The sequence below is a fragment of the Mesorhizobium oxytropidicola genome, assembly GCF_056174625.1.
The window spans coordinates 4,379,489-4,401,069 of the sequence record NZ_CM149692.1; the positions used below are offsets into that span (position 1 = coordinate 4,379,489).

General features: G+C 60.3%; 21 protein-coding genes and 2 pseudogenes. 17 read left to right on the top strand and 6 right to left on the bottom strand.

Features of this window, described 5'->3' with window-relative positions; translation table 11 throughout:
• Positions 1 to 107 precede the first annotated feature (107 nt).
• The 8 genes from AC0V8S_RS21795 (at position 108) to AC0V8S_RS21830 (ending at position 8,624) form a co-directional block, all read left to right on the top strand.
• Positions 108 to 1,616 (top strand): leucyl aminopeptidase, encoded by a 1,509-nt coding sequence (locus AC0V8S_RS21795; protein WP_475433276.1) that lies wholly within the window; start codon positions 108 to 110, stop codon positions 1,614 to 1,616.
• Between the two features lie 56 nt (positions 1,617 to 1,672).
• Positions 1,673 to 2,575, top strand: coding sequence for a proline iminopeptidase-family hydrolase (locus AC0V8S_RS21800; protein WP_183459776.1), 903 nt, complete (start codon positions 1,673 to 1,675; stop codon positions 2,573 to 2,575).
• Positions 2,576 to 2,593: 18 nt separating this feature from the next.
• Positions 2,594 to 4,231 (top strand): ABC transporter substrate-binding protein, encoded by a 1,638-nt coding sequence (locus AC0V8S_RS21805; RefSeq protein ID WP_475433278.1) that lies wholly within the window; start codon positions 2,594 to 2,596, stop codon positions 4,229 to 4,231.
• A gap of 45 nt (positions 4,232 to 4,276) precedes the next feature.
• Positions 4,277 to 5,293: an ABC transporter permease gene (locus tag AC0V8S_RS21810; RefSeq protein WP_475433279.1), complete on the top strand. Its 1,017-nt coding sequence runs from the start codon at positions 4,277 to 4,279 to the stop codon at positions 5,291 to 5,293.
• On the top strand, positions 5,293 to 6,264 hold the full coding sequence (locus tag AC0V8S_RS21815) for an ABC transporter permease (RefSeq protein ID WP_475433281.1): 972 nt from the start codon (positions 5,293 to 5,295) through the stop codon (positions 6,262 to 6,264). The genes AC0V8S_RS21810 and AC0V8S_RS21815 overlap by 1 nt, the downstream gene beginning before the upstream one ends.
• A complete protein-coding gene (locus AC0V8S_RS21820) occupies positions 6,261 to 7,220 on the top strand; it encodes an ABC transporter ATP-binding protein (RefSeq protein WP_475433283.1) in 960 nt (319 codons plus the stop codon). The genes AC0V8S_RS21815 and AC0V8S_RS21820 overlap by 4 nt, the downstream gene beginning before the upstream one ends.
• A gap of 8 nt (positions 7,221 to 7,228) precedes the next feature.
• The gene (locus tag AC0V8S_RS21825; protein WP_475433285.1) at positions 7,229 to 8,209 is read left to right on the top strand and encodes an ABC transporter ATP-binding protein; all 981 of its coding nucleotides are present in this window, start codon (positions 7,229 to 7,231) and stop codon (positions 8,207 to 8,209) included.
• 112 nt (positions 8,210 to 8,321) lie between these two features.
• A complete protein-coding gene (locus AC0V8S_RS21830) occupies positions 8,322 to 8,624 on the top strand; it encodes a DUF982 domain-containing protein (RefSeq protein ID WP_475433287.1) in 303 nt (100 codons plus the stop codon).
• Positions 8,625 to 8,750: 126 nt separating this feature from the next.
• Here AC0V8S_RS21830 and AC0V8S_RS21835 read toward each other — a convergent pair whose 3' ends face one another.
• A complete protein-coding gene (locus AC0V8S_RS21835; protein ID WP_475433288.1) occupies positions 8,751 to 9,116 on the bottom strand; it encodes a YybH family protein in 366 nt (121 codons plus the stop codon).
• Between the two features lie 181 nt (positions 9,117 to 9,297).
• Here AC0V8S_RS21835 and AC0V8S_RS21840 point away from each other — a divergent pair, with 181 nt between their 5' ends.
• The 4 genes from AC0V8S_RS21840 to AC0V8S_RS21855 all read left to right on the top strand — a co-directional run bounded on the left by AC0V8S_RS21840 (position 9,298) and on the right by AC0V8S_RS21855 (position 13,543).
• Positions 9,298 to 9,582 carry a Rossmann-fold NAD(P)-binding domain-containing protein gene (locus AC0V8S_RS21840; RefSeq protein ID WP_475433290.1) on the top strand — a complete coding sequence of 95 codons (285 nt, stop codon included), beginning with the start codon at positions 9,298 to 9,300 and terminating at the stop codon, positions 9,580 to 9,582.
• Entirely contained in the window at positions 9,542 to 9,931 is a 390-nt protein-coding gene (locus AC0V8S_RS21845) for a LysR substrate-binding domain-containing protein (protein WP_475433291.1), read from the top strand. The genes AC0V8S_RS21840 and AC0V8S_RS21845 overlap by 41 nt, the downstream gene beginning before the upstream one ends.
• 342 nt (positions 9,932 to 10,273) lie before the next feature.
• Positions 10,274 to 12,334, top strand: coding sequence for an SPFH domain-containing protein (locus AC0V8S_RS21850; RefSeq protein ID WP_475433293.1), 2,061 nt, complete (start codon positions 10,274 to 10,276; stop codon positions 12,332 to 12,334).
• A 618-nt stretch (positions 12,335 to 12,952) separates the two neighbouring features.
• Positions 12,953 to 13,543, top strand: coding sequence for a hypothetical protein (locus tag AC0V8S_RS21855; RefSeq protein WP_475433295.1), 591 nt, complete (start codon positions 12,953 to 12,955; stop codon positions 13,541 to 13,543).
• Positions 13,544 to 13,835: 292 nt separating this feature from the next.
• On the opposite strand, the gene AC0V8S_RS21860 is transcribed toward AC0V8S_RS21855, so the two are convergent.
• Entirely contained in the window at positions 13,836 to 14,213 is a 378-nt protein-coding gene (locus tag AC0V8S_RS21860) for a hypothetical protein (RefSeq protein ID WP_475433297.1), read from the bottom strand.
• Positions 14,214 to 14,635: 422 nt separating this feature from the next.
• Here AC0V8S_RS21860 and AC0V8S_RS21865 point away from each other — a divergent pair, with 422 nt between their 5' ends.
• Positions 14,636 to 15,025: a hypothetical protein gene (locus AC0V8S_RS21865; RefSeq protein WP_475433299.1), complete on the top strand. Its 390-nt coding sequence runs from the start codon at positions 14,636 to 14,638 to the stop codon at positions 15,023 to 15,025.
• 950 nt (positions 15,026 to 15,975) lie between these two features.
• Here the strand turns inward: AC0V8S_RS21865 and AC0V8S_RS21870 are convergent.
• On the bottom strand, positions 15,976 to 16,284 hold the full coding sequence (locus tag AC0V8S_RS21870; protein WP_475433300.1) for a hypothetical protein: 309 nt from the start codon (positions 16,282 to 16,284) through the stop codon (positions 15,976 to 15,978).
• A 1,233-nt stretch (positions 16,285 to 17,517) separates the two neighbouring features.
• Here AC0V8S_RS21870 and AC0V8S_RS21875 point away from each other — a divergent pair.
• Positions 17,518 to 17,682 carry a hypothetical protein gene (locus tag AC0V8S_RS21875; RefSeq protein WP_475433302.1) on the top strand — a complete coding sequence of 55 codons (165 nt, stop codon included), beginning with the start codon at positions 17,518 to 17,520 and terminating at the stop codon, positions 17,680 to 17,682.
• A 101-nt stretch (positions 17,683 to 17,783) separates the two neighbouring features.
• Here AC0V8S_RS21875 and AC0V8S_RS21880 read toward each other — a convergent pair whose 3' ends face one another.
• The 3 genes and pseudogenes from AC0V8S_RS21880 to AC0V8S_RS21890 all read right to left on the bottom strand — a co-directional run bounded on the left by AC0V8S_RS21880 (position 17,784) and on the right by AC0V8S_RS21890 (position 19,914).
• Positions 17,784 to 18,092 (bottom strand): MafI2 family immunity protein, encoded by a 309-nt coding sequence (locus AC0V8S_RS21880; RefSeq protein WP_475433304.1) that lies wholly within the window; start codon positions 18,090 to 18,092, stop codon positions 17,784 to 17,786.
• A gap of 12 nt (positions 18,093 to 18,104) precedes the next feature.
• Positions 18,105 to 18,362, bottom strand: a complete 258-nt coding sequence (locus tag AC0V8S_RS21885; RefSeq protein ID WP_475433306.1) for a MucR family transcriptional regulator — start codon at positions 18,360 to 18,362, stop codon at positions 18,105 to 18,107.
• 488 nt (positions 18,363 to 18,850) lie between these two features.
• Positions 18,851 to 19,914, bottom strand: a pseudogene (locus AC0V8S_RS21890) (ATP-binding protein).
• Between the two features lie 364 nt (positions 19,915 to 20,278).
• Between AC0V8S_RS21890 and AC0V8S_RS21895 the strand changes: the two are divergent.
• From AC0V8S_RS21895 to AC0V8S_RS21905, 3 genes and pseudogenes are all read left to right on the top strand, one after another.
• Entirely contained in the window at positions 20,279 to 20,518 is a 240-nt protein-coding gene (locus tag AC0V8S_RS21895) for a hypothetical protein (RefSeq protein WP_475433308.1), read from the top strand.
• Positions 20,519 to 20,961: 443 nt separating this feature from the next.
• A complete protein-coding gene (locus AC0V8S_RS21900; RefSeq protein WP_475433310.1) occupies positions 20,962 to 21,138 on the top strand; it encodes a hypothetical protein in 177 nt (58 codons plus the stop codon).
• 173 nt (positions 21,139 to 21,311) lie between these two features.
• Positions 21,312 to 21,541: pseudogene (locus tag AC0V8S_RS21905) on the top strand (AI-2E family transporter); the annotation flags it as partial.
• Between the last annotated feature and the right edge of the window lie 40 nt (positions 21,542 to 21,581).

Sequence of the window (21,581 nt, forward strand, 5' to 3'; positions counted from 1 at the left end):
GGCAGAGACTGGCCAGACCGGTTTCCGCCATTGGCGGGCGAAGCTTTGCGCGTGATGCACGCTGCGCCGAGGCCGGAAGTTACCCGCAAATGGGAGAATGCCAGTTTATGCCTCAATCGCCAGTGCCGGTCTTTGAAACGGCGGACGAGATTTCCGCGGAAACCTCTGTCGTCGTTATCCTGCAAACTGCCCAGGCAGGCTTTGGCCCCAGGGCAGCGGCACTGGACGCTGAAATGGGCGGCATTCTGTCGCGTGCCTGCTCCGATCCGACCGCCCTGGCCGAATCCGGCACCTGCATCGATCTCATCGCCCCCCAGGGCGTATCGGCCCGGCGCGTGATCGTCCTGGCCCTGGGCAAAGCCGAAGCCGTCAGCGCGCTGTCACTGGCGCGCGCCGGCGGTTTGCTTGCCGCGCATCTGGAAAGCAAATGCGAATGCGCGGCGACGCTTGTCCTCGACCCGATCGCCGGCGTTGACCTGCCGGGAGCGGAAATCCTGGCGCGCGTCGCCCTTGGCATGCGGCTGCGGCGCTATCGTTTCGACATGCGCAACCGGCGCCAGGGTGCGGGCTCGGATCGGACCTTGCGGGTGCAACTGGTCGGAGCAAACGGTGCGGACCTGACCCCGGCGCTGGCGCGGATCAATGCCATTGCGGATGGCGTCGAATATGCGCGCACGCTGGTCAACCTGCCGCCGAACCATCTCCATCCCGACAATTTCCACGATCATCTGGAGCCGCTGCGCGAAGCTGGCATCGACATCGAAATACTGGATGCCGCGCAGCTCAAGGAACTCGGCATGAATGCGCTGCTGGCCGTTGGTGCTGGCTCGGTGCGGTCACCACGCGTCGCTGTCCTGCGCTATCGCGGCAAAGGTGCTCCCTCCCAGCCGCTGGCCTTCGTCGGCAAGGGCGTGTGTTTCGATTCGGGCGGCCTCTGCATCAAGCGGGGCGAGCAGATGTTCGACATGAAGGCCGATATGGGTGGTGCGGCCGCGGTCGTCGGCCTGCTGATCGCGCTCGCCCGGCAAGGCAGCCCGGTGCATGCGATCGGCGTGCTTGGCATTGCGGAGAACATGCCGTCCGGCACAGCGCTCAAGCCGCGCGATATCATCACGACCGCCTCGGGCCAGACCGTGGAGGTGTTCGACACCGACGCGGAAGGACGCCTGCTTCTGGCCGATTGCCTCCACTACGCGGCGACGCGCTTCAATCCGTCGGTGATCGTCGATCTGGCGACGCTGACCTATTCGGTGACGCGTGGGCTGGGATCGATATTCGCCGGCCTGTTCAGCACCGACGATGCCATCGCGACGCAGATGATCGCGGCCGGCGAAACGGTCGGCGAGCGTTTCTGGCGGCTGCCGCTCGACCGGGCCTATGACGAGGGGCTGCAATCGCCTTTCGCGGACCTGCGGCACCATGCCAAAGACATGGAAGATGGCGACGCTCCCTATGCGGCGGCGTTCCTTCGCCATTTCACCGAAGACCGTCCCTGGGTGCATCTCGACATCGCCAGCAAGGAATTGGCCGACGCCGATCGGCCGCTCGGCAGGCAAGGCGCCACGGCCTTCGGCGTGCAGATGCTGGAAGAGTGGGTGCGGGCCAGGATGAACTAGGCGCGCTGCTGTTCGGGGCAATAACGAGATGCGTCTAAACGGAATGGGAAATCGGGATGTCGTCTGAGATCATTGGCAGGGAAGGGCGGGCCACCTTTCGCGGTTACGAAACCTGGTATCGCATCTCCGGCGATCTCGACGCCGACAAGGCCCCCGTGGTGATCCTGCATGGTGGGCCGGGCGCAGCCCATAATTATGTCGATGCCTACAAGCTTCTCGCCCGACGGGGCCGCGCCGTCATCCATTACGACCAGTTGGGCTGCGGCAACTCCACCCTGCTGCCAGACAAAGGTGCCGACTTCTGGACACCCGGGCTTTTCATCGACGAGCTTGAAAACCTGGTCGATCATCTCTGCATCCGCGCGGGCTTCCATGTGCTCGGTCAGAGCTGGGGCGGCATGCTGGGCGCCGAATATGGGGTCACGCAGCCGAAAGGCCTGAAGTCGCTGACAATCGCCAACTCGCCGGCTTCCATGAAGCTGTGGGTCGAAGAAGCCAACCGGTTGCGCGCCGACCTGCCCGGGGATGTTCAGGAAACACTGACCCGGCACGAACAGGCCGGCACGACGGACGATCCGGCCTACCAGGAAGCCACGATGCGGTTCTACGAACGGCATGTCTGCCGCGTGCCTTTCCCGCCCGAAGTGACGGAGACCTTCGCCCAGATCGCACGCAATCCGACCGTCTATCATGTGATGAACGGGCCGAACGAGTTCCACGTCATCGGAACGCTGAAGAACTGGAGCATCGTCGAGCGCCTGCCCGCCGTCGATGTTCCCACGCTGATCATCTCCGGACGTTACGACGAGGCGACGCCCGCGACGGTGCGGCCCTTCAAGGACGGCATCAAGGGATCGCGCTGGGAGATATTCGAGCATTCCAGCCACATGCCGCATGTCGAGGAGCAAGAGGCATGCATGCAGGTGGTGGGAGATTTTCTGGACGACAACGACAACTGAGAAAAGGGGAACTAAGACATGAAGAAACTGCTTCTGGCCGCCTCAGCCGCGGCACTGCTGGCCGGTACGTGGCTGGCTCCGGCACAGGCTGAATACCTCAAGGAGCACCGAGGCGGCACCATCCGGCTGCTGGCCCGTTCGGCAGCGGGAACGCTCGATCCGCACATCAACTACACCGACCAGGGCTGGCAGATGTATCAGCCGATCTATGACGGCCTGGTAGCCTTCCGCAAGGCCGAGGGCATGGACGGCTTCACCATCGTCCCCGATCTGGCCGAGGCGCTGCCTGCGGTTACGAATGACGGCAAGACCTTCACCTTCAAGCTGCGCAAGGGCATCAAGTTCTCCAACGGCCAGGAGCTTGGCGTGAAGGACGTCGTCGCCTCCTTCCAGCGCATCTTCAAGATTTCCGGGCCGACCTCCGGCACCTTCTATGCCGGCATTGTCGGCGCCGACAAATGCCTGGCCGACGCCAAGAGCTGCACGCTCGAAGGCGGCGTCGTCGGCGACGAAGCGGCCGGCACCATCACCCTCAATCTCACCAAGCCGGACGCCGAAATCCTCTACAAGCTTGCCTTGCCGCATGCCGTGGTCCTGCCGGCGGACACACCCGCCGAAGACATGGGCTCCAAGCCCATCCCCAGCACCGGCGCCTACATGATCTCCGCCTTCGACCCCAACAAGGGCATGACGGTTTCCCGCAACCCGAACTTCAAGCAGTGGAGCGAGGAAGCCCAGCCGGACGGTTACCCGGATGTCGTACAATATGATTTCGGCCTGTCCGAGGAAGCAGCCGTCACGGCGATCCAGAACGGCGAGGCCGACTGGATGTTCGACGCGCTGCCGAGCGACCGTCTGGGCGAACTTGGCAGCAAGTCCATGGACCAGTTGCACATCTCGCCGCTTTCGGCGTGGTGGTATGCGCCGCTGAACAACCGTCTGGCACCTTTCGACAATGAAAAGGCGCGCCAGGCCGTTGCCTATGCGATCGACCGCAACACGCTGGTCAAGCTGTTTGGCGGCAAGGTGCTGGCCTCGCCGGTCTGCCAGGTCCTGCCGCCGGACTTCCCGGGCCATGAAGACGATCGCCCCTTCACCAAGAACCCGGGCGCCAAATGGTCGGCGCCCGATCTCGACAAGGCAAAGCAGCTCGTCGAGGAATCCGGCACCAAGGGTCAGAAGGTGACCATCATCGCCGAGGACACCGCCATCTCACGCTCCATCGGCGTCTATCTGCAGAGCGTGCTGACCAGCATCGGCTATGTGGCCGATGTCAAGCCGATATCGTCCAACATCCAGTTCACCTACATCCAGAACACCAACAACAAAGTGCAGATGTCGATCACCCAGTGGTACAAGGATTATCCTGCGGCTTCCGACTTCCTGAACATCCTGTTCAGCTGCGCCTCTTCCGTGAGGGTTCGGATGCCTCGATCAACATCGCCGGCTTCTGCGACAAGGATATCGACGCCAAGATGCAGAAGGCGCTGGACCTCGGCGTCACCGACCAGAAGGCCGCCGACAAAATGTGGGCCGAAATCGACAGGCAGATCACGGACAAGGCACCGGCCGTCGGCCTCTTCACCCCGAAGCGGCTTGACTTCGTCAGCAAACGGGTTGGCAATTTCAAGTTCAACCGGCAGTTCAACTGGATGATCACCCAGTCCTGGGTGCAGTAACGAGCTGCGGAGGGACACGTCCGTGTCGAACCAAGCTGTCGCCATGCCGCGCAAGACGCGAGGGCCCTGGGCCGTCGCGTTTGCGAAGCTGGCAACGGACAGGGCTGCCATGGCATCCCTGGCCGTGTTCCTCCTCATCGTTCTCGCCTGCCTCAGTGCGCCTCTCTACGCGAAATGGGCCGGCGTGGACCCGTTCGCCTCGACGCTCGACGCTGTGATCCAGATCGACGGCGCCGACGTTCCGGTGATGGAACAATCGACCGAGGGGCTAGGGCTTGGCTACACGCCGCTCGGCCCGACCTGGCGGCTCGGCAATTACTTCCTTGGCGCTGACAGCCAGGGGCGCGATGTCATGGCCCGGATGCTCTATGGCGGGCTGAGCTCGCTGCTGATCTCTGGAGCGGCCACCATCTTCACCCTGATCATCGGCACGGCGGCGGGGTTGATCGCCGGCTATTTCGGCGGCATCACCGATACGGTGCTGTCGCGCCTGCTGGACGTGCTGTGGGCGTTTCCGATCTACCTGCTGGCGATTTCGCTTTCCATCGTCACCATCGCGCAAGGCATCAGGATCGGACCGATCGAGATCAAGTCCGGCAGCCTGTGGCTGCCGGTCATCATCATCGGCATCGTCTACGTGCCCTATGTGGCGCGGCCGATACGCGGGCAGGTTCTGTCGCTGCGACACAGCGAGTTCGTGTTCGCCGCGATTAACCTAGGTGTACCCGGGTGGCGCATCCTGTGGCGCGATATCCTGCCCAACATCACCACCACGCTCATCGTCTTCGTGCCGCTGATGATGGCGCTGAACATGCTGACGGAATCCGCACTTTCCTTCCTGTCGATCGGCGTGCAGCCGCCGGCCGCCAGCTGGGGCACCATCATCCAGGACGGGCAGGCGCTGCTTTACACCAGGCCGCTGGTGGCGTTGGTGCCGGGCCTGGCGATCGCGGTTTCCGTCATGGCGCTCAATGTCTTCGGCGACGGCCTGCGCGACGCGCTCGACCCACGCTCCAAGGTCCGGCTGGGGCGCGACTGATGTTTTACGCCATCCTGCGCCGGTTCGGTCAGATGCTGTTCGTCATGTTCGGCATCTCGGTCATCGTCTTCCTGATCTTCTTCGCGACGCCGGGCGCCGATCCGGCGGCGCGCATCGCCGGCCGCAATGCATCGCCAGAGGTGCTGGAAGCGGTGCGCCACAGTTTCGGCTTCGACCGGCCGCTCTACGTGCAATATGTGAAGATGATGGAGAAGATCTTCGTCACCGGCGACCTGACCTCCTTCGTCAATCGAGGCTGGAAGGTGGTGCCGGCGGTGATGGATTCCATTCCCGTCACGCTTTCGCTGGTGTTCGGGGCGGCGATCCTGTGGGTGGTCGTCTCCATCATCATCGGCATCGTCGCCGCCGCCACCCGCGGCAGCTGGCTGGACAAGCTGCTGATGGCGCTGGGGCTGCTCGGCATTTCCATGCCGGTCTACTGGCTGGGCGAGGTGATGAACCTGATCACCCAGAGCCGCTATCACGACAGCTGGGCGTTCTCCTGGGTGCCGCCGCTCGGCTACAAGAATTTCTCCGACGATCCCAAAGGCTGGTTCCTGACACTGGTCATTCCGTGGATCACGCTGGCCATTCTCTATATCGGCATCTATGGACGCGTGTTGCGCGCGGCGATCATCGAATCGCTGCAGGAAGACTTCATCCGCACGGCTCGCGCCAAGGGCCTGTCGGAGACCCGCATCCTGCTGCGCCATGCCTTGCGCACCTCGCTCATTGCGTTCGTCACTCTGTTCGGCCTGGATTTCGGCGCTCTGGTGGGCGGCTCGGCCCTTTTGACCGAAGTGGTGTTCGGGCTGCACGGCATCGGCAAGCTGACCTATGACGCGCTGCAGAACCTCGATCTGCCGATGATCATGGCAACGGTGATGTACGCGTCGATGTTCGTGGTCATCGCCAACGCCGTTGTCGATTTCATCTACATCCTTCTCGATCCGCGCCTGAGGACCTCATGATACTGTCGGTGCGCGACCTCAAAGTATCCTTCCGCACCAATGACGGGCTGGTGCGCGCCATCGACGGCGTCTCCTTCGATCTCGAGGAAAGCGAGATCCTCGGTGTCGTCGGCGAATCCGGTTCCGGCAAGACGGTGTCGCTGCTGGCCGTCATGGGCCTCATCACCGATCCCAACGCCAGCATAGAGGGCTCGATCCGCTACAAGGGCCGCGAGCTTGTCGGGCTGCCCGCGCGCGAACTGAGGCGGCTGCGCGGCAACGAGATCGCGATGATCTTCCAGGATCCGATGACGGCGCTGACGCCGGTCTACACGATCGGCTGGCAGATCGCCGAGCAGATCCGCGCGCACCAGAATGTCAGCAAGGCCAAGGCGATGGAACGCGTCGAAGAACTGCTGGCCGAGGTGAATTTTCCCAATCCGCACGAGGCGATGTCACGCTATCCGCACCAGCTTTCGGGCGGCATGCGGCAACGTGCGGTGATTGCAATGGCATTGTCCTGCAATCCGGCGCTGCTGGTGGCGGATGAGCCGACCACGGCGCTCGACGTCACCGTGCAGGCCGGCATTCTCGACCTCGTGCGCAAGCTGCGCGCGACGCACAAATCGGCGGTGGTCTTCATCACCCATGACATGGGCGTTGTCTCCGAACTCGCCGACCGGGTGATGGTCATGTATGCCGGGCGCGTGGTGGAGCGCGGCAGCCGCATGGAGCTGTTCTCCGCTCCTCAACATCCCTATACGCGTGCTCTGCTCGGTTCGATCCCGCCGCTGACCGGCGAAAAACCACGCCGCCTGCCGGCCATCCCGGGCTCACCGCCGTCGCTGCTGCGCCTGCCACAAGGCTGCGCCTTCGGTCCGCGCTGCCCGGTGCATTACGAGCCCTGCGTGACCGGCAAGCCCGACCTTGGCGGCGGAACCCACGCCGTGGCATGCTTCCGGGTGGCGCAGGCATGAGCGAAACGATGACCGACAGCCCAATTCTCGAGACGCGTTCGCTGGGAAAGCGTTTTTCAATCGGCACCCGGTTCTCCGCCGAAGGCAAGCGAACCGTCCATGCGGTCGACAATGTCTCGCTCACCGTGCGGCGCGGCGAGACGGTCGGGCTGGTCGGCGAATCCGGATGCGGCAAGTCCACGCTGGCGCGCTGCCTGGTCAGGCTCTACGAGATCACAGATGGTGAGCTGCTGTTCGAAGGCGAGGACATCACTTCGAAGTCGCTGTCGGAACTCAGGCCGCTGCGGCGGCGCCTGCAAATGGTGTTCCAGGACCCGTCGGCCTCGCTCAATCCGCGCCGGCGCGTCGGCGATTTGGTGGCCGAGCCGTTGCGCATCCACGGCAAGCTGTCGTCCCGCGAGATCACCGCGCGGGTCGCCGAACTGTTCGATCTCGTCGGACTGCTGCCCGACCATGTCATGCGCTATCCGCATGAATTCTCCGGCGGCCAGCGCCAGCGTGTCGGCATTGCGCGGGCGATCGCGCTCAATCCCGATCTCGTCGTACTGGACGAACCGGTCTCGGCGCTCGACGTGTCGGTGCAGGCGCAGATCGTCAACCTGCTGGCCGACCTGCAGGAGAAGCTCAATCTCACCTACATCTTCATCGCCCATGACCTGTCGGTGGTGCGTCAGGTGTCGACCCGCATCGCGGTCATGTATCTCGGCTCGATCGTCGAGGAAGGGCTGGCGGAGGAGGTGTTCGCAGCGCCAGCCCATCCTTACAGTCAGGCGCTGATCTCGGCGGTTCCGGTCGTCGAGACGACGCCCAGCGGGACGCGCAAGCGCATCATCCTCACCGGCGACGTGCCGAGCCCGCTCAGGCCGCCATCCGGCTGCCGTTTCCACCCGAGATGCCCGATCGCGGTCGAGCGATGCCGCACCGAGCGGCCGGAGCTGAGGGAGTATCGACCCGGCCGCAAAGTGGCCTGCCATTTCCCGACGGTTTAGCCGGCGGCCAAAAGATTTTTCAAAGATTCTGATTTCCGGGTGGAACCAACCGCCTGACCGTGCGTTTCATAGGGTTCGATCGGGCGGCATCGCGATCGACCGGGAGGAAACGATGGACTACCTGCATTTCTTTTCGCCCGTGCGGATTTCGCGCGGGCAGGGACACCCTGTAGAAGAAGTGGATAGTGTCGCCGAGGCGATGGTTTTCTTGCGTAAATGGCCGACGGGACGACGTGGGCCAGTGTATCAGTGCGCGCTGAATTGCTGCTCGGCGGCTTTGTCGGGACAGATGTCGGCGGAGGAGGCCAGGAAGGCATTCACCGGCTTTGCCCGGATCACGCGGCTTCTGGACGACGACATGGCGCTTCCCGTGCCCGGCGAAACCATGGCGAGCGTCTACGCGCTGCGGCGGTAGCCGCACCCGTATTGCTGAACACAACGACTGCGGCCATAGCGGCCGCAGTGGGTTTTCGGTGCGTCTGTGGTGAAAGGGCCGGCCGGGCTTTCCGGACGGCGCAAACAGCTGGCCCGGGGCCAAGCCTTAATCCCAGGTGACGGAATAGCGGTCGATCACCCAGAGCCAGGAGCCGTCGGCCTGCCGCCGGGCAACCTCGCTGGTGATGTCGCCGTCGGGGAGCCGGGTCGAGGTAAGCGCGAGTTCGCCGCAAATCAGAGCAGGGCGCTGTTCTCCCACGGCAAACTTCCGTCCAGACGCGACAATCTCGGCATAGTAGTCACGAATGGCTGCGTGGCCGCGCAGAAAACGTCCGTCGCCGCAGTCGATCACCGCGTCATGTTCGAACAAGGCGCTCATGCCATCGACATCGCCCGCATGTTGCCGCGAAATCAGCAGCGGCTCCAGATCCTGCGGATCGAAGACAGGTTTTCTTGCGGCAGAATCGCCCATGGTAACCCTCGTTGCATCCATCAAATCGTACCGTAGAAATGCCATTCCGTACTGGTGTCAGCTCCCGGAATGTTCTGGATCAGCGGCGGGATCGCCGGCATTCTGGCTCAGGCAGGCAGCGTGATGCCGGAGAACTCGGCGCAGATTTCGAGCAGACGATCCTGCAGCGGCCGAAGCAATCGTGGAAGGCGACCTCGACACAGTTGCCGGAGCCAAGCAAGTCGCCGCACGCGTCAATGAACTCGGCCGCTTCGATGCGGCGATCCACAACGCCGCCGTCGGCTATCGCGACGCCTATCGCCTGACGGCCGACGGCTTGCCGAATGTCTTCGCCATCAACACATTGTCGGCCTATATCCTGACCGCATTGATCGAGCGACCACACCGGCTTGTCTACCTCAGTTCAGGCATGCACCATCACGCGGATGCCAATCTCGACGACATCCTGTGGCCCCCGCGACCCTGAGGATCTCTCAACGCATCGATGCCTGCAATTCCTGGACCCACATAGCGGCACGCCGTTCGATTGGGCGTTTGTACGCGGCGAGGAAACGATCGAGGTCGTGACCAGCGGACCTCTGACCTTCACCGACCCCAAATCGATGCTGGAGGAATGCATCGCTGGAACGGGTGTCACCCAAGTTATCAGTTGGGGCGTCGGGGAGTTGTTGGCGGATGGGGTGCTGATCGATCTCTTTCCGGACTGGCATGGCGAGCTCTTCCCGCTGTTTGCCTTTCACCCGTCGCGCAAGCATCCGCCGGCCAAGGTTCGCGCCTTCGTCGATTTCTGCGTTGATGTGTGTCGGGAGCTGTAATAGCGCAGGCGAAAAAGCCAACCACCACGCTGTTCGAAATAGCATTTGGAAAATACTTATACGATTTCCGCGCGGAATATCTTTAAACCTGTTGGCGCGATCCCTACGTCATTTGCCGTTATGTCTATCAAGGCAACACCGATGTGACATCACTCAGACCACGCCTCCCCTCACTGGGGACCCGGGACGCGCGGTCATTTTCCTAGACAATGAGCAGCCCAAACGGTCGACACGCTCTTAGTGCGTCGGGCGTGTCGGTGCGCAATCTCCCCGCTTAATCAATCAACACCAACCGGGTGGCCGTCGGGTGAACGAACCCGCGCGCCCAACAGGAGAGAAGAGATGGAAGCCCTGCAATATCTTGAGCCGATGAAATGGATGGCGATCGAGATAGCCGTGCCAGTCATCGTGCTGGCAATCCTGTTCCGGTGGAGCGGCGTGGTTCGCTACATCCCAAACGACAGGCTCGGCATCTTGGAAAAACTATGGAGTTTTCGCGGCTCCGTCAGCAATGGCTTCATTGCGCTGAACCGTGAGGCAGGCTACCAGCCGGAAGTCGTGCGCGGTGGCCTGCATTTCTTCATGCCGTTCCAATATTCGATGCATCGCGCCAATCTTGTCACCATCCCGCAGGGGCAGATCGGCTATGTCTTTGCCCGTGATGGCAAGCCGCTGCCTTCGACGCAGACACTTGCTTCCAACACCGACGCCGATGATTTCCAGGATGTGCGCGGCTTTCTCGAAAAAGGCGGACAGAAAGGACCGCAACGCAAGATCTTGCGTGAAGGCATCTATGCTATCAATCTCGCACAATTCATCGTGCTGACCGCCCAGTCGATTTATGCCGTTAATCTGAGCGCGTCGGAACAAAACCTTTTTACCAATATGTCCAGCATGATCTCGGAGCGGGGCGGCTTTGAGCCAATCGTCATCCATAATGCTGAGGATATGATCGGGATCGTCACCATCCACGACGGTCCGGCCCTGCCGGACGGCGAGATCATCGCACCGACCGTCGCCAACGATCCGAACGACCCGAACTTCCATAACAATTTTCAGGACCCGGAGAAGTTTCTCAATGCCGGAGGCTACCGTGGCCGGCAGCTGCAGGTGCTGGCCGACGGTAGCTACTTCCTCAATCGCATTTTCGCGACCGTCGAATTGGTCAAGAAGACGATCATTGACGTTGGCACGGTGGGTGTCGTCGTCTCCTATAACGGCCGCCACGGCACGGATATATCCGGGCAGGCATACCGTCACGGCGAGCTGGTCGAAATCGGCGCACGCGGTGTCTGGTCAACGCCGCTGCTGCCAGGCAAGTACGCGTTCAATACCTATGCCGGCAATATCATCATCGTGCCGACCACCAACTTTGTGCTCAAATGGACGAAGGAGCAGTTTGGCGAACACAGGCTGGACGAGAACCTGTCTGAAGTGTCGCTGATCACCAAGGATGCGTTCGAGCCTGTGCTGCCGCTCTCCGTCGTCGTGCATATCGACTATATGAAGGCGCCGCTCGTGGTGCAGCGTTTCGGTGACATCAAGCGGCTGGTCGAACAAACGCTCGATCCGATGGTCTCTGCTTACTTCAAGAATATCGCCCAGACAAAGACGCTGATCCAGCTTTTGCAGGAGCGTAGCGATATCCAGCGCAAATCGGGCGAGGAGATGCGCGAAAAATTCAATTCCTACAGCCTCGAACTGCAGGAAGTGTTGATTGGTACGCCCCGTGCCGGCAATGGCCAGAACAGCATAGAACAGATCCTGATCCAGTTGCGTGAGCGCCAGATCGCAGTCGAAAAGGTCGAGACTTATAAATTGCAGGAGAAGGCGGCCATTCAGGAGCGCACGTTGCGTGAGAAGGAGGCGCTCGCCGAACAGCAAGCCAAGATCACGACGTCGGCACTTACCATCGAGATCAGTGAGAACGAGGGCAAGGCGCAACTCGCCCGCACCCGCCAGCAGGCAGAAACCATTCAGGTCACTGCCAAGGCAGAAGCCGAGAAGGTACGCCTCGGCGGCCAGGGCGAGGCCGACATGATCAAGGCTATCGCGCTTGCCGATGCCGAACGCATCAAGGCGACCGGTTTTGCGGATGCCGAGAGGGTGCGCGCCATCGGTCTGGCGGAGGCCGAGGCCACCGAGAAGAAGGTGGCTGCCTTCGGCGGCCCCGACTATCAGCTCAACGCGCAGGTTCTCATGCGCTTCGCCGAGGCGATCGAGAACGGCAGGCTGCCGATCGTGCCGCAGATCCAGATCGGCGCTAGCGGTGGCGAGAAGGGGTCCGCCAATGGCCTTGTCGAGATGATGCTTTCGATGCTCGTTGCCGACCGGATTGGACCGCAAACCCTACCGGATGAGATCCCGGCACCCGCTGAGGAGGAATCGGTTGAGGAGGATTGATTGAAAATGGGCCGGTTGTACCGGCCCATTTTGCGCTCTGCCGAAACGAGGGCGGCCTTGGAGCGGCGAGGGGACTTGCCTACGTCGCACATGTCGTCGATATGAAGGTCGGTGAGTTCGCCGAAGGTTCTGAGACGCGAAATGAGCGGCTCGCCGAGGCCGGTCTGCCGTTCAGCGTCTATTGCCTAAAGTCGCGTATGGTCGCGCCGAAGGACTGTCTCTCGTGTGCGCTCGGTGTGGGCTAGCCAGTTGAGCTATTGTAAAAATGAAGCAATACCAATCACATAACATAGCCATTGCCCCCATGATGGATGGGGCAGATAGATAAGTAATATCAGTTAGTTACGAGATGTTGTGTGCAAAAATCGCACGCGAAAGTTCTGCTTCTCTTCTTTTTTCGTTCCCACGACGGAGCCGCCGACAGCCCTTTTCGAACGCTCTTCCGCCGAAGGTTTTGACCTCTCCAACGCGGATGGTCGCCTTGATATCCGTGAACCTCATTTGTCCGCTGGGGCGTCCAGTTTGCCTCTGTTTGCAATGGGACGGCTAGCGTTGTGGCGACTGCTGCTTGGCAAGTTATTTCTCTCTGGGTAGGTTGAACCCCTCGGAGGAACAATCATGACAGGCTATGTCGGCACGCCGATGCAGCAGCGCCTGCAGGCCCAGGCGGAGGCGAGTGCTGAGTTCATCAACATAATAGCCGGTGCCTGCCAGACAGGGCGTACCATGGGCTGCGACGACCCCGAGCGACTGGGCTGGGCACGGATTGCTGAATTTCTCGATCGCGACGGCGTCTGCGGCTTCCGTCTTATCCCATCCAGCAATGCGGACAAGCTACAGTGCCATCTGGAAGCGCAGGGTTTCCGCTTCGATAGATGGGACGTTTTCCTCGCTGATCGCCGTTCCGCTCTGGCAGCTTCGGAGGCAATCCTGTCACATGGTTTACCGGACGAATTTAGGGAGCTTGAGCGGCCGGCCCACCCGCAGGGTAGGGACATGGCTAGAATTCAGACCCTTATGAATGATGCGGGCGTGGTGCCGTTTTCAGGCTCAATGCTGACGGGCGGCGTGGGCCCCGCATCCACTGTGACGATTGGTGAAAAGGACGGCACTGTAGTGGCAGCGGCTCACGGCTACCTGCCACACAACTCCTTCAGCCCCTATCACCAATATGCCTGGGCGGGCTTGTTGCTGTGGCGGAAGCGCTAAAGGGCTGGGCAGCCATGTCAACGCGCGTATGATTGTCAGCGTATTCCGCGATCTCAACGCGACCCATGTCTACGAGCTTATCTCACCAACGAACTTACCATCCCGCCGAATGGTGGAGGCGTGCGGGCTAAGGCACGAATCTGAGCTTGTCTGCGGCATTGCAACGCCTCACCAAAGCGCACGTCTGACGCGGTAGTTCAACAGTGCTCCAACGTATTGGATTCACAACAATGATTATCCAACTCGCCACCTCGCGACCGCACAGCCATGAAGTAAAGCCGTGGGGCCCTTTTCATTTTAGGAGGCCGGACTTACGAATCTCCGCGAGCAAACTCGCTGCCAATTCGCGATAGCTGACGCGGACCTGCTTTGCCATCGGCAGGAAGGCCCATGCCGTTAATTCGGCAATCTGCTGCTCGCTGCTGGCTATCGGCGCGGACCTAAGTTGTCCGTCCTTGCCCAACAGGATTGCGACGGTGCCATCTTCATCAAACCCAATAGCGGCGATCCTTTGGAAGAGTGCATCGTCATCCATGCGAACATCAAATAAGACCGATCCGTCAGTTTTCTCCGCGACGTCACTCACTCGATCGGAAAACGGACGATTCATACCGTTCCCATTGGCCAGCGACTGCTCCAATAAGACCAGTTCGACCTCTTGCAGCTTCATGTCGGGAGTATGAGCGAGCGCTCATAGTCAGCAATCCTGCCAGAGCCTTTCACACAGGAAATATCATGTTCACGCGCCACGGCGCGACAGCAGAGCCGAGTCCAATAGACACTCAAACGGACGCGCGCCGCTCTGAGGTCCGTCTATGGTCGATAATATTACGCGCTTGGCTCGCCTTCATGCCTCGGCTGGCATCATCCGGGCGATGGCGTGGCATTTTTAAAGAATCGTCGGGCCTTGCCCTGGCGCCGTCGCTGACCACGGATGCCCTGGCAGCGGCGGGCCTAGCCCCAATGCGTCGGAGAGCGCCGCACGTTGGACTTAAGTCTGATCGGCAAAACGCAATGGTCTTATCCAAGCCGTGGTGTGGAACGGCCTACATCTACGGTTGTTGTTATCTCCGGAAAGTTCGGAGAAATCAGATGGATAGAAGCGCTCGTCAGCCGGTTGGAATGACAGAACGGCGGATAGCAATCAAGGAAGGCTATGCAAACAACGAGAGCCCGAAAGTCATAGCCGCACGGCTTAACTGTAGCGTGGGTTCTGTTAAGGCTACGGCCAGCCAGTTGGGCATCACCCGCACCCAGAAAGCCGCGGCAGACTTTCGGCGTGGCTTCGCAGTCCCCGCAGAGATGCTGGCGCACTACAAGAAACTGATGGCCAACCAATTCAGCGCGAAGGAAAGTGGAAAGATGCTGGGGTTGGTCTTAGCACGGGGTGAAATGTGCGAACGCACACTGCAAGAGAGTGAATTCTTGGATTACCGCCAAGAAGCCAATCGCTGTCTCCTAGCTGTTTCGTGGATGAGATGAACGTGCCCGCGCAAAGTTTGCGTAGATCACAGGCACGCTCGGGACTACGTCCGATTTCGAGCGCGAGAAGGTAAGTCTAGCAACGCGCGTCTTGCATGAGGTGCTGTTGGAGGCGGTGCGGGACGTCACCGGGAAGGAAAGTCGAGTTCATTCAATGGAACACCACATGACCGGTGCGGCGCCCTACGGCTGGGTAGCGAGGCTGGTTAGATTGAGCCGCATCTAATATCCCGATAGCCTCAGCGTCGCGGGATGGCTGAGGCAACTCGATGAAGAGTTATCGCGTCGAGGAAATGGACGGGGAAACCATTGTCTGACGCAAAGGGCCGAACGCCCTTCGAGGCGGCGGAGAAAGCGGTAGGGCAGAGGGTTACCCTGCGAGGCACTTGCACCAAATGGATACGGGTCACTGACTTGCGGTGACACTGCCAACCCGTTTTCGGCCTCGACACTTTGAATTCAGACGACGGGAAGGTCCTACGGCTGGGTAGCGCCCGCTCTGCACGCTTCCGACAGTCGGTTAGCGAGTCAATTCCCAGCATTGCCAGGGTGTTCAATCTCAGCCATCAGCCGGTTGAAAGCGGCTGCGTCTTCCACCTTGTAGGCTCGCCGGGCTTGAGGTTGTTGGGGTCTTCGTCCGGCGAGCTTGCCATCCACATGCTTCCTAGATGCAAAAAGCCCCGGCGCAGGGTGAATCGCCGGGGCCAAGCCATGTATGAGCTACTTATCATGTCCGCTCATTACGATGCGCTAACGTGCTCAAGAATGCGTAAATCCACGACACCTGTAGCTGGTGGCAGGCGAGTGAAGGGCAGGAATATAGTCCTCACCGTTGCGGCGATCCCCTCAATAGGAGATCGCCATGCCCCCACAGACGCTTGCCGACTTGGCGGGAAGCGCATGGCGGTATTTGGCCGGCCATTAGGAATTCGAACTCGTCGAGACTGTGCTCAAAGTCCTCGTTGAAGCCTTGAACCGCCCCATCCCTTTCCGATCAAGACAATCTGGTGTGCTTCTTCCTCTGAGTCGAAAGCCCACCAATAGCCCTCGCGAACAGTTCCAGGATCGACCGCGCCTGCCGCCGTCGGCCAGCTAGTTGTATCAACGTACTGGAGCAGATCAAATTCGATTAGATCAAAGGGGTCGGAATCGCCAACCCGAGTGGCCATTTGTCCAAATGAAAAGGTACCTACGTCGGTAATCTCGGGTCGGTCATCCTCTTGGATCCTGATTGCCCACCAGCCGTTCTGCGTTCGCATGACTTTCTCCAATGACATTCTTAAGGACGCAAACACCCATCGCAGGGTCCGCGAGCCAGTTGATGTTTGTAGGAGTTGTGTTGGGCAGCCGTGCTGCCCGTTGTCTACGACGTAAGGGCTCCCCATCGTCGGTTATCACGCGGCGTATTTTAGCGGTGCCCGGCGCCGGTTCTCTCAAGGCAGAACGAAAATTAGCTAACCTGCGACAGTCAACCCGCTATTGCCATTCCAATGCCTACGCCAAGGCCGATTGCAAGACCTAGGAACAGCTTGCCGCAAGGCTAGGGCAATGAGGCGGACAGGCCGCCAGGCGTCTACACGGGGGGTTCTGAGGGCTTTGGATAGGTCATCGAAGATCGTGTACATGACCCGATTCTAGATCGAACCGTATTCGATGTGAATCCCCTGTTTGTTCCAGCCATCTGTGGAACCTAATCGGGGGTCTTCGCCTTCCTTGGTAATGCAAAGCATAAGGCGCGCCTAATGTTCAGAGACAAAGAAACACAGATTTTAGAGGCGGCGCTATTCGTTGCAGTGCTGCTCTCAATCCTGATTGCGGTGGTGATGGTCAGCCTTACGTTCGGGTGGTTTGGGTACTGAGCACGCTCGGCACCGACTTCCTTTACAAGTGGATTTCAAAGCACGTCCCTAAAACGGCTGGCGCCGATGTCATCTCGGTCGCCGAACTGACCGAGCAGCTTCGCGGACGCCAAGGCCGCAGGCATTAGCAGCAACGACATCGAGGAAGACACAGGCAGCGTGTACGAGGCTATCCTGGACGCGATCGTCCATCACGATCCTGGCCTGGCTGACTGACTAGTGCTCGGATATGATCGCCGTCAATGACAAAGGGCTGGATGTTCCAATCTCTGGTCGATGAAAAGATGACGGTGACGGCGTTCTGCAACAATCCGGCCTGCCATCATAAGCAAGTGCTTGACCTGGTGTGAAGCTCCGCGACCGGTCCGGCCCGGATGCGCCGGCAATGGAATGGGACATTCGGCCGAAGCTTCGCTGCAAGAAATGCAACGGAACGACGTCGGCTTGGTCTATACGCCGAACACCAGCCCGACCGGCTACGGCAACGCCAAGGGTGGATAAAGGATTGCAGCGGAGGCCCCGGCGCTAGGGTGAAATGCGCCGGGGCCTTTGTGGGCATGTACGCACTTACCTATCATGTCCGAGTATTATCCTGGGCTAATATGGTCAACAAACCATGAAGGACCACAGCCGATGACCGACGAGCTCGAAACCACCTACGTCGTGAGCGTCTACGAGGCGCCGCATTGGCGCACGGTGCTGACCACCAAAGACAAGGCCAAAGCGCTAGCCTGGGCAAGGGAGGTCGGCGACAAGGTGAGGATTGAGGAGATCACGCCGAAAGTGAAGGGGCGCTAGCACAGTGGAAAAAGGCCGGCGTCCTCGCTGGGGACGTTGCCCGAATGGCGCCGGCCAGACGGTCCGCCGCACTCCAGACATAGCTGAGTCTTTCCGTTACGTCATGCGGCGGGGCTCTCCTTGCGGCGGTATGCCCACAGCGCAAGAGCGGTTTCGCTCAGCGGGTCCGGGTAATCCCTTCGAACGATATCCTCGTCAACGCTCCATGGCGCTGGGAAGTCAGCGGCGACTTCGGTGCCGACGGTCTGGGCATCTTCGACGTTCCCATCGGTAATCTCACCGTCAAACACAAAGCGTAGCGTGATATGCGCTGCTTGCCAGCCGCAGGTTACTGCCCGAAGATTGCAGGGAACGGCATCGAGAAGACTACGCTGAACGGATAGCAGCAGCGCGGTGCGAATGTCACTCACGGTCCGTGGCCACTACGAGGCTTTGGCTTTCCGCTTCGCAGGTGCCTTCTTGGCTGGTGCGACGGGTGCAGCCTTGCGGCCCAATCCACTGGCCTTGGCCAGCGCCGACCGAGCCGCGGCGTAGTTCGGCGCCACCATGGGATATTCCTGCGGCAAGTTCCATTTGGCGCGATAGGCGTCCGGCGTGAGGTCGAAGTCGGTTGCAAGATGCCGCTTCAGCGACTTGAACTTTTTTCCATCCTCTAGGCAGATGATATAATCCGGGAACACCGACTTCTTCGGGTTTACCGCGGAGATTGCGGCTCGACGACAGGCGCGATCTGCGTGCCAAGCCCGGACAGAGACATGTGCACCGATGCGGTCGCTTGCTCTGTGCGTGGTTGCGGGCGCGCGCTCACGCTACCTGTAGACGAAGAACATATTCACATGGACGAAATCCGTCCAATGCACGAGAGCAATTTTTTCCAATAACACGTACGCTGCGGCGTCGCCCGACAGCATACAGACCCGCGCATTCTACATATCGCCATTGACGCGTCGAAGGCGACCGGGAACTTAAAGATCAAGTTTGCCGGGATGCTGACCTTCTGGCGATCGATCAGGACGGCCTTGAGACGACTGCGGTGGAACGGCCGCGCATATGATGAATTTCGGGGCAGTCGAACTCGCGGATCTGATCTGCGATTTTCCTCAGATATGCAATGAATCAGACTAACAACACCGCCCGCATCCACCATATCGGTTCGTGGAATGTCGGGTCAGGGTGCCGCTGAACGCTTGAACACGATGGTGACCCTAGTTCCTTCGCTGGCGCCCGAGTTTACCTCGAACTCCGCCTTGGCATTCTCGGTTAGCGAGCGGGCAATCAGCGCCCCGAGCTTGCCGGCTTTCGGCCAGGTCTCGCCATCCGGAAGGCCGATCCCGTCATCCGCTACGATCACCTGACAACCATCGCCGTTGACCACACTATGCAGCGTAATCGTGCCGCCCTCGCGGCCCTCGAAGGCATGTTTGAGTGCGTTGGTCAGCAATTCGTTGACAACTAGGCCAGCGGGCATGGCGACGTTGACGATACGGGGTAGGTAGCCACTTTCAAGTCGAGGCGTATGCCTTCGACGGCGTGCGAGGCCATGACCGCGGACGCGATCTGGCTGAGATATATGCCGAGATCGACCTCGTCCTTTCTGCTCGCGGGTCGAGAGTGTCTGGTACAGTATCGCGAGTGCGTCTACCCGGCCCGCGAGCCTCTCGAACCGCTTGCGGTTCGGTTCGGTGGCGTTGCGGGTCCTAGACGGATCAGGGCGGTGATCATCTGCAATTGGCCCGGTGCTGCAATTCGCGCAGCAGCGTGTCCTTCTCCCGGAGCTGCTCCTCGGCCGAGCGCGGCTCCTCTGGCGCCCGATGGGCCGAGACATCGACAAGCGCCACCAGCCTGAAGCAGACCTTGCTGTCATCGTCCTCGATCACGTTGGAATAGACATCGACGATCGCCGGCTTGTCCTCGCCGCGTTGCAGGAGGAACGTTCCGACGAAATCGGTTTTCCTCGACGACAGCCTCGGCCAGCGGCCGGTCCTTCTGGTCATGAAGGCCCGCGCCTGAAAGGGCCAGCCAGTTTTCCCGCGCGAGCAAGGCTGCCTTCAACTCCGATAGCTTCTCGAATTCCGGATTGGCGTAGACGATCCGCTGCTTCGACTTCAGGTCGGAAACGGCTATTGTAATCGGCACCTGGTCAAGAAACTTTTTGAATTGTTCGCTTTCCAGTGCGGTGGCGAGGTCTGGCGTATCGAGCAATTGCTCAACCGCCTCCTCCTTCAATCGGATGTCATATGCGGCCTATGGCGTGGCAGAGTATCTATCCCATCAGTCACCCACTCCACGCGCTATGGCAAGTTGGAAAGGTGCCACGGCCTCAATACGTCCGGGCGGCCCGCGCATCCTCAATCTCGACTGGCAGAACGCGACGGGCCGAAGGTCCAGCGGCCCAAACGCCGCGGGTTCGGCACCACACTGCTGGAAAAGGTCGTCGCCGTGCAATGTAAACGCTAAGGTCGAACTGAACTACCACCCTGACGGCTTGCAGCTCACCATGGCCCTGCCGCTGCGCGACACACGGCTCGTGCCGGCGTGCCAACCGACCAACGAACATCCAGGCGGCCACGAGGCCGGGATAATGCTCCGAACTTAGATGAGTTGGAAGCGAGCTCATGTCAGGTTTCTGGCCTGCAGCGGTGCCCATATCCGCGCCGCGATCGACGAGGTAAGCGAGCTGTTTGAACTACTCGGCGTCGACGACGCAGATCGCGACACAATCATGCACGAGACCGCGCAGCGGCTGGGTCTGCGTCTAAGCGATCAGGCGTCGCGCCAGATGCTCGAGCGCCGGGTGCCTGCCTCCCATACCGGCTTGCTCGCAATAGTCGCCTAAATTCTGGTGAGTGTTGCCAACTGATCAGTGTCAGCCGAAGGGCTTGGCACCACTTCCGAGCAAGCCCCAGTTACCGCTCGTGCGCTGCAGCATCCCGGCCACTGTCGAGGGCGCTGCTACCGGTTCCTGAGCGGGGCGGGACCTTGGCGATCTTGCAGCCGGCCCACGCGATGTCTCGCACACCTATTGCGAATGTCCCCGGTCCAAACAGCGCTGCCGCGCGCGTTCTTAATGATGTGCATGGATGAGATCGGTGTTCGGCAAGTCTTTGGCGTTCGCAAGTTTACATCTTCCTGCGCGCTGGCAAGTTCCTACAACCCTCGGTCAATCGGTTCGCAGCCGAGAAGGGCTCCCTTTTTTAATGCCGCCAGCAGCTACATGCAGGAACCTTTGGTCAGCCTTGGAATTAATTGTTCAGGGCATTTTGCCCTAAGGACTCGACGATGAATAGATCTCAAGATGACACAGACGAGCCTGTTGATTCCGAGGCAGGGCAAATCGCGAGCCAGTACGGTATCTCGGTTTTCAAAGCACGCGAAATCATGGATCTTTGCGGTTCCGACGCAGAATGCATCAAGGAGCATGCAGAAAACGCTTATCAGCAAAATCCTGCAGCGTGAGGTGGTTAGGGGAATGCCAGATGGACAAAGAACCCCCGCCAGCAGCTGATCGCAGACCGGTCTTGCGCCATCGAACGAACCGGATGTCTACCCCCTCAGGTCCCAGCCGTGACGGCTGGCAACCGAAAGCAGCTCGGCCTTGCTTTCTGACAGGTGAGGGGCAGTTCTCGCCGTTACACAAGGTTATTGGACCCCTGATTAGCGGCATCGGCAGGACTATCATCGTGGTGGCCATTTGATGTTGCTTGAGCGCGAGAATTTGCGTGACCGATTCATCCGCCTTGTCGGCTTTTGGGACCTTCATCGAACGTCACAAGCATTGCAGGATGCTGGTAAGTGGGTGGGACGCTATCTGCTGATGCAGCTGGTCGTGAACCTCGTCTGCGCCATACCGATTGCCATCGAAGGACGTTGCGGACGTTCGACACCTGCCACACTCCGTT

What these genes read in the sequence shown, in the direction of transcription:
- AC0V8S_RS21875 (WP_475433302.1), top strand. Translation starts at nt 17,518, where the DNA reads ATGACCGACGAGCTCGAAACCACCTACGTCGTGAGCGTCTACGAGGCG.
- AC0V8S_RS21845 (WP_475433291.1), top strand. Translation starts at nt 9,542, where the DNA reads ATGCCAATCTCGACGACATCCTGTGGCCCCCGCGACCCTGAGGATCTC.
- AC0V8S_RS21800 (WP_183459776.1), top strand. Translation starts at nt 1,673, where the DNA reads ATGTCGTCTGAGATCATTGGCAGGGAAGGGCGGGCCACCTTTCGCGGT.
- AC0V8S_RS21900 (WP_475433310.1), top strand. Translation starts at nt 20,962, where the DNA reads ATGAATAGATCTCAAGATGACACAGACGAGCCTGTTGATTCCGAGGCA.
- AC0V8S_RS21865 (WP_475433299.1), top strand. Translation starts at nt 14,636, where the DNA reads ATGGATAGAAGCGCTCGTCAGCCGGTTGGAATGACAGAACGGCGGATA.
- AC0V8S_RS21870 (WP_475433300.1), bottom strand. Translation starts at nt 16,284, where the DNA reads ATGCGAACGCAGAACGGCTGGTGGGCAATCAGGATCCAAGAGGATGAC.
- AC0V8S_RS21815 (WP_475433281.1), top strand. Translation starts at nt 5,293, where the DNA reads ATGTTTTACGCCATCCTGCGCCGGTTCGGTCAGATGCTGTTCGTCATG.
- AC0V8S_RS21830 (WP_475433287.1), top strand. Translation starts at nt 8,322, where the DNA reads ATGGACTACCTGCATTTCTTTTCGCCCGTGCGGATTTCGCGCGGGCAG.
- AC0V8S_RS21850 (WP_475433293.1), top strand. Translation starts at nt 10,274, where the DNA reads ATGGAAGCCCTGCAATATCTTGAGCCGATGAAATGGATGGCGATCGAG.
- AC0V8S_RS21795 (WP_475433276.1), top strand. Translation starts at nt 108, where the DNA reads ATGCCTCAATCGCCAGTGCCGGTCTTTGAAACGGCGGACGAGATTTCC.
- AC0V8S_RS21805 (WP_475433278.1), top strand. Translation starts at nt 2,594, where the DNA reads ATGAAGAAACTGCTTCTGGCCGCCTCAGCCGCGGCACTGCTGGCCGGT.
- AC0V8S_RS21835 (WP_475433288.1), bottom strand. Translation starts at nt 9,116, where the DNA reads ATGGGCGATTCTGCCGCAAGAAAACCTGTCTTCGATCCGCAGGATCTG.
- AC0V8S_RS21820 (WP_475433283.1), top strand. Translation starts at nt 6,261, where the DNA reads ATGATACTGTCGGTGCGCGACCTCAAAGTATCCTTCCGCACCAATGAC.
- AC0V8S_RS21855 (WP_475433295.1), top strand. Translation starts at nt 12,953, where the DNA reads ATGACAGGCTATGTCGGCACGCCGATGCAGCAGCGCCTGCAGGCCCAG.
- AC0V8S_RS21825 (WP_475433285.1), top strand. Translation starts at nt 7,229, where the DNA reads ATGACCGACAGCCCAATTCTCGAGACGCGTTCGCTGGGAAAGCGTTTT.
- AC0V8S_RS21860 (WP_475433297.1), bottom strand. Translation starts at nt 14,213, where the DNA reads ATGAAGCTGCAAGAGGTCGAACTGGTCTTATTGGAGCAGTCGCTGGCC.
- AC0V8S_RS21895 (WP_475433308.1), top strand. Translation starts at nt 20,279, where the DNA reads ATGAGTTGGAAGCGAGCTCATGTCAGGTTTCTGGCCTGCAGCGGTGCC.